Raw genomic sequence first — 6129 nt, forward strand, 5'->3', positions numbered from 1 at the left:
CGCTTCTGCCGCGATACTCAGACTCTCCTGATCCATTGAACATGAATCCAATTCCCAAACTCACGTCTTCCCTTAAGCAATTGCGACTGTCTGCGACTGTCCGGCATCCTCGACACCCTCGAAGCACGTAACCGTGAAGCCATCGACCGTAAGCTCGCCTATACCGACTTCCTGACGTTGCTCATCCAGGACGAGATCGCACGGCGCGATTTCGGCGCGAGTGAGGATCGCGAGGCGGGGCAAAGCGGTCATGACATTTTTGTTCTTGAACGCGCGCCACGGGAATCAGGATTTCGTTTTGCCTGGCCGTGAGTTGCCGGTTGTGGGTGGGCCTTGAGCTCCTTGAGCTGCCCTTGGAGCGAAGCGACCTGCTGCGCGAGCGTGTCGCGTTCGCGCCGTAACTCGCGCGCCTCGTCGATGACGCTTGCGAGCTGCTTCTCGTGGCGCTCGGCCAGGCGTCGCTGCTCAGCCGCTTCGGCCGCGAGCCGCTGGGCGTCGCCGACGAGTTGCTCATTACGCTGCCGCGCCTTGGTGAGCGCCGTTTCCGCGCGCCGCTGGGCATCGCGCGCCTCTTCGGTTTGCAGCATGACGTGCTTCTGCACGCTTTCGAGCCGCGAGGCCGCCTGGTCGATCTGCGCGCGCAAGGCGGCCTCGCGCACGGCATGCTCCGTCCGTAACTCCTCGAGTGCGCGCGCATGAGCGTCCTGGAGCACCTGCTGCGCCTGCTGAGCCTCGGTGCGTGCGGCGTCACGCTCGGTCGCGACGGCCTGCGCCGTTTGGAGGGCTGCCGCGCGTTCGGCCTGAGTCCGAGCCAGCTCGGCGGCCGCCGCGGCGAGCCGTATCTCGCGTTCCTCGAGCTGCGTACGCAGCGTTTGCGCCTGGGCCTCCAATGCCGTCAGCGCGATGGCCAGCGATTCGGCGCGCGCGGTGGCATCGGCCGCCTCGTGCTCGAGTTCCTCGCCGCGCGCAGCGAACACCTGCTCGCCATGCTTGACGGCGAGCGCCCAAAGCAAGCGCATCGCGTCCGCGACGGGTGCAGGCAACGCGGCGGCCAGCGCATCGTTGCGAGCCTGCTCGTCCTTCCAGAGCTTCAGTTCGTCGTTGATCGTGGTGCGGCTACCCTGGCGGATCTCGGCATAGATGAGATCGACGGTGAGTTCGTGCGGATGCCGGCCGGCGGCTACCAGATGGGCGGCGGCCTCGCGGGTGCGGATGCGGGTGTCGCTGATGCGGCTCATGGACCGATGGCGGCGTAAAAGGCATGCGGGGTTGACTTGTTGCAGCGAGTATAATCGTATATCAATGTATATCGTTATATATATAACGATAAATGCGATAAATTTATGATAAGCCCCCTAATCGCAAGTATCTCCGGTGTACGCTGCGGCATCGCCCTTTCGAAACGCGTCTGCTATGAACCTGCCCGCCACAGCCCCCGAGGCGATCCTGCCGCTCGCCCTGCCTGCCGCCCTCGACGGCCGTGACGGCACCAACCGCGCACACGGTGTCCACCGGCAAATCGCCGCCGACACGGACGTTGAGGCCGTGCGCCTGTGGCTCGCGGAATACGCGGGCTCGCCGCACACCCTGCGCAGCTATCGCAAGGAAGCCGTGCGCCTGCTTCTGTGGGCCACCCGGACCCTTGGCAAGCCGCTTGCGAGCCTCACGCGTGAGGATTTCCTGCTCTATGAACGGTTTCTGGCCGATCCCACCGCAGACTGGGCCGATCCGGCGCTGCCGCGTCGCGGCGGCGCCCGGCGCCTGTTTGACGGACCACTCTCGGAGCGCAGCCAGCGACAGGCCCTCGGCATCCTTTGCGGCCTGCTCAATTACCTGGTCGCTGCCGGCTATCTCGCCGGCAACCCGCTGGCACTGCGCCGCTCGCGCCCAACGTCCACTGCACGCACGCGCCGCATCGAGCGCTACCTCGATCACGCGCTCTGGCAGAGCGTGATCGACTCGGTGGAGCGCTGGCCACGCGACACGCCGCGCGAATGCCAGCACTACGAGCGCAGCCGCTGGCTGGTGCGGCTGCTGTATCACACGGCGCTGCGCGCAAGCGAAGCCGCTCACGCGAAGGCAGCCGACTTCTTCCAGCGGCGCGGGCGCTGGTGGTTGCATGTGCTCGGCAAGGGGGGCACCGAGGGAGAGGTGCCCGTGAGCGACCCGTTGATGACCGAGTTCGCCCGCTACCGCACCTTCTGCGGCCTGCCGCCAGCGCCCGCGCCCGATGAGATCTCCCCGGCCGTGATGAGCATCGCCGGTGACCCCCGGCGGCATCTGACGCCGACCGCAATCTACCTGATTGCGAAGGAAGTATTCCTGCGCGCGGCCGATGCGCTCGCTGCGACCGACCCCGTCGGGGCGGCAACCCTGCGGCGCGCCTCCACGCACTGGCTCCGGCACTCGGCAGCCTCGCACCAGGCCGACGCCGGCACCGACATCCGCTTTATCCAGAGAAACCTGCGGCATGCCTCAATCGAGACGACGGGGCTTTACCTGCACGCGGAAGACGACCGCCGGCACGCGCAGACCACGGATGCGCACACCCCAACACATCCCGCCGCCCAAGCGGATGACGTGCCCGCGTAAAATACGCAGCGCTTCAGCCTGCACCCAGGCAGACCTGCAAGCGCCTCGAAGTACGACTGATCAGGATCTCCCGCTAATGGCCATCCCATACGACCGGAAACAGATCACCGCATGGCTAGACGCCTACACGGTCGCGAAGGCGCGCGACTATGGGCAGGCTGTCTCGGATTTACAGTGGCAGGGTAACGATATCCTTGTCTGCAAGGTACAGGGCACCCGCTCGCGACCCTACAACGTACGGGTCTGGTTCAACGACCCCGACGACGACCTTTGGATCGAGAGCGAATGCTCCTGCCCGGTCGGCGGCCACTGCAAGCACGTCGCCGCGCTCCTGCTCGCGGGCCTGACCCATGTTTCCCGGCAGGCCATCACCGGAGTGCGCCCCGAACTGGTGAGCTGGCTCGAAGGTTTCCGGACCCGGAATCTGGACCCATCTTCGGCTGGCAAGCGGGCGAGCCCTCGAGCCTCGCATGCGCTTGCCTACGTGATTACCGGCGCGTACGAGGGCTATTCGCAGATCGTGATCTACAAGTCACGCGTGAGCACCGACGGCACGATTCGCTCGCTCGATGACGCGTGGTACAACATCGAGAAAGCGCTCGTCAAGCCGCCGAAATTCGTCAGTGAAGACGATCTGCCGATCCTGCGCGGCCTGTGGCTGGGGCGCTCGCGTGACTCCTTTGGCGGCCAGTTCTCCCTGCAGGGCACCACGGGCGCAGCCCTGCTCGAAAAACTCGTTGCCACCGGCCGCGTCTTTGCTTTCCCCGCGGCCAGCAGCACGGATTACGCAGAACCCTGCCCGCTACAGGGCGGTCCGACCCGACCGGGGCACCTTGCCTGGCAGAAACTGCCCGACATGCGAGTGCGTCCCGTGCTGCAAACCGAGCCAGCCGCCCCCGCGCTCATCACGACGACGCAGCCCTGCTGGTATCTGGATGCCCAGGCCGGCGTTGCCGGTCCAGTCGAGCTGGCCGGGCCCGCCCGGAATATCGCTGACGTACTCTCGATGCCCGCCATCACCCTCGACGAGGCGCCGCTTGTGGGTAACGTGCTGCGCGAAGTGGCCCCCGGCCTGCCGCTGCCGCCCGCGCATGACCAGTCGCGCGTGCGCATGATCGGCTGCGCGCCGGTCCCGGTGCTCGCGCTCGATACGTGGCCGACCTGGAACATGAGCTGGCCGTCGACAAGGTCGCACGATGAGCTCGACTTTGCGACCGTGAGCTTTGACTATGACGGCGAACGCATTCCCGCGCGAGGCGAGACGGCGCTCATCCGTCTCGGTGCGAATGGTGAGGTCTTGCAGATCCAGCGCGATGCCGTTGGTGAGAAGCGCCGGCTGACAGAGTTGCAGCGCGTCGGCCTGCGTGCCATTCCACCCAACCAGGCCCATGGCCCGAGACCGTTTCCGCAGGGCATGCTCGAACCCGCCCAGGAGACCGGCTGGTCCGGCTTCATGACGTATGCACTACCCGCGCTTCGCGAGAAGGGCTGGCAGGTCGAGATGACGCCGGAATTCCGCCACAACGTCATCGAGATCGACGCGATCGAGGGCAGCCTGCGGCAGACCGACGAAGGCTGGTTCGACGTCGAGATGGGCATTACGGTCAATGGCGAGAGGGTGCGCCTTGAGCCTCTGCTGGCCAGCCTTTTTGCGCGGGACGGGCGTTGGCTCTCGGGGCGGCTTGAGAGCATTGCCGACGATGAGGCGGTGGAGCTGAGGGCGCCGCGCAACGAGCGGCTGCGCCTGCTGGCCGGGCGCTTGAAACCGATCGTACGTGTCCTGGTCGATCTACTCGAGCACATCGGCAGCGGCATGCAGATTCCCGGGTGGGATGCCGCACGCCTGGCGGCGCTCGACGATACCGGCCGCTGGCAGTTTCATGGCAACGAGTCGGTCCGTCAACTTGCACGGCGCCTGATGAGCGAGCCCGGTGTCGCCGGGGCAACCGTGCCACGAGGACTGCAGGCTGAACTGCGTGGTTATCAGCGTCAGGGGCTCGCCTGGATGCAGTTCCTGCGCGAACACAACCTCTGCGGCGTGCTGGCCGACGACATGGGCCTGGGCAAGACGGTGCAGACGCTCGCGCACATTCTCGCCGAAAAGGAGGCCGGCCGGCTCGGACAGCCCGCGCTGATTGTCGTGCCCACCACGCTCGTACATAACTGGTGTGACGAGGCGCAACGCTTCGCGCCCGCGCTGCGCGTGCTGAACCTGCATGGCGCGCAACGCCACGCTCGTTTCGAGGAGATCGCGGATCATGACCTCGTGCTCACGACCTACGCACTCGCCTGGCGTGACGAGGACGTCCTTGTGCAGCACGAGTACCACCTGCTGATTTTGGACGAGGCCCAATACGTCAAGAACGCGGCCACCCGGGCCGCCGCGACCATTCGCGCCCTGCGGGCAAGACACCGGCTGTGCCTGAGCGGTACGCCCCTGGAGAATCACCTGGGCGAACTGTGGGCACAGTTCGATTTCCTGCTCCCCGGGTTTCTGGGCTCACGTGACGATTTCACGCGGCGCTGGCGCACTCCGATCGAAAAAGGCGGCGATACGGTGCGACGTGAACTGCTCGCGCGCCGCCTACGCCCCTTCATGCTGCGCCGGCGCAAGGACGAAGTGGCCACTGAACTGCCGCCGAAGACCACCATCGTGCGCACGGTCGAGCTGGAAGGTGCACAGCGCGATCTGTACGAGACCGTGCGGGCCACAATGCAGAAGAAGGTGCGCGATGCGATCGCCGTCAACGGTCTGGCGCGCAGCCATCTGGTCGTGCTCGACGCGCTGCTCAAGCTACGGCAGGTCTGCTGCGATCCAGGGTTGCTCAAGACCACGCAGGCGGCTCGCGTGAATGAATCAGCCAAGCTTGCGCTGCTGCTCGAGATGGTGCCTGAACTCATCGAGGAAGGTCGCCGCATCCTACTCTTCTCGCAGTTCACCAGCATGCTCGATCTCATCGCTTCCGCGCTCGACAAGGCCGGGATCCCCTACGTTATCCTGACCGGCGAGACGGTCGATCGTGCGGCCCCGGTCCGCCGCTTCCAGCAGGGCGAGGTGCCGCTCTTCCTCATCAGCCTGAAGGCTGGAGGCGTGGGTCTGAACCTGACCGCAGCCGACACCGTCATCCACTATGATCCGTGGTGGAATCCGGCCGTGGAAAACCAGGCGACCGATCGCGCGCACCGGCTTGGACAGGACAAGCCCGTGTTTGTCTACAAGCTAATCACCGCTGGCAGCGTGGAGGAAAAAATCGTCGCCCTCCAGGAAAAGAAGGCTGCACTGGCCAATGCGATCCTCTCCGACGATGCTGCCAGTACCGCCAAGTTCTCAGCCGATGATCTCGAAGCGCTGTTCGAACCCATTCCCGGCGTGCCCGCACGATCGTCGGCCCCCAAGTCTGGCTCGCGCATAAGGACTGGCACTGAAACTTAGGAACGAGTGAGAAATAACTTCCCGGCGGTGCTGGGTGGTGGGAAGCGGCACTGTTAAGATGCAATGGATCCGGAGGATAGACGATGCAGGCTGGTTACAGGGCT

General features: G+C 65.4%; 3 protein-coding genes and 1 pseudogene. 3 read left to right on the forward strand and 1 reads right to left on the reverse strand.

What is annotated here, in order from left to right; all coding sequences use genetic code 11:
- Positions 1–41: 41 nt before the first annotated feature.
- Positions 42–210, forward strand: a pseudogene (locus tag AWB78_RS44715) (ATP-binding protein); the annotation flags it as partial.
- Between the two features lie 38 nt (positions 211–248).
- Here the strand turns inward: AWB78_RS44715 and AWB78_RS41140 are convergent.
- A complete protein-coding gene (locus tag AWB78_RS41140; protein WP_074173705.1) occupies positions 249–1238 on the reverse strand; it encodes a DNA-binding protein in 990 nt (329 codons plus the stop codon).
- Between the two features lie 175 nt (positions 1239–1413).
- Here AWB78_RS41140 and AWB78_RS41145 point away from each other — a divergent pair, with 175 nt between their 5' ends.
- Together AWB78_RS41145 and AWB78_RS41150 are read left to right on the forward strand one after the other, a co-directional pair.
- A complete protein-coding gene (locus AWB78_RS41145) occupies positions 1414–2592 on the forward strand; it encodes a tyrosine-type recombinase/integrase (protein WP_062612876.1) in 1179 nt (392 codons plus the stop codon).
- Positions 2593–2668: 76 nt separating this feature from the next.
- Positions 2669–6025 carry a DEAD/DEAH box helicase gene (locus AWB78_RS41150; RefSeq protein WP_062612878.1) on the forward strand — a complete coding sequence of 1119 codons (3357 nt, stop codon included), beginning with the start codon at positions 2669–2671 and terminating at the stop codon, positions 6023–6025.
- Positions 6026–6129 lie beyond the last annotated feature (104 nt).

Origin of the sequence: Caballeronia calidae (assembly GCF_900044055.2) — a bacterium.
Classification (GTDB): domain Bacteria; phylum Pseudomonadota; class Gammaproteobacteria; order Burkholderiales; family Burkholderiaceae; genus Caballeronia; species Caballeronia calidae.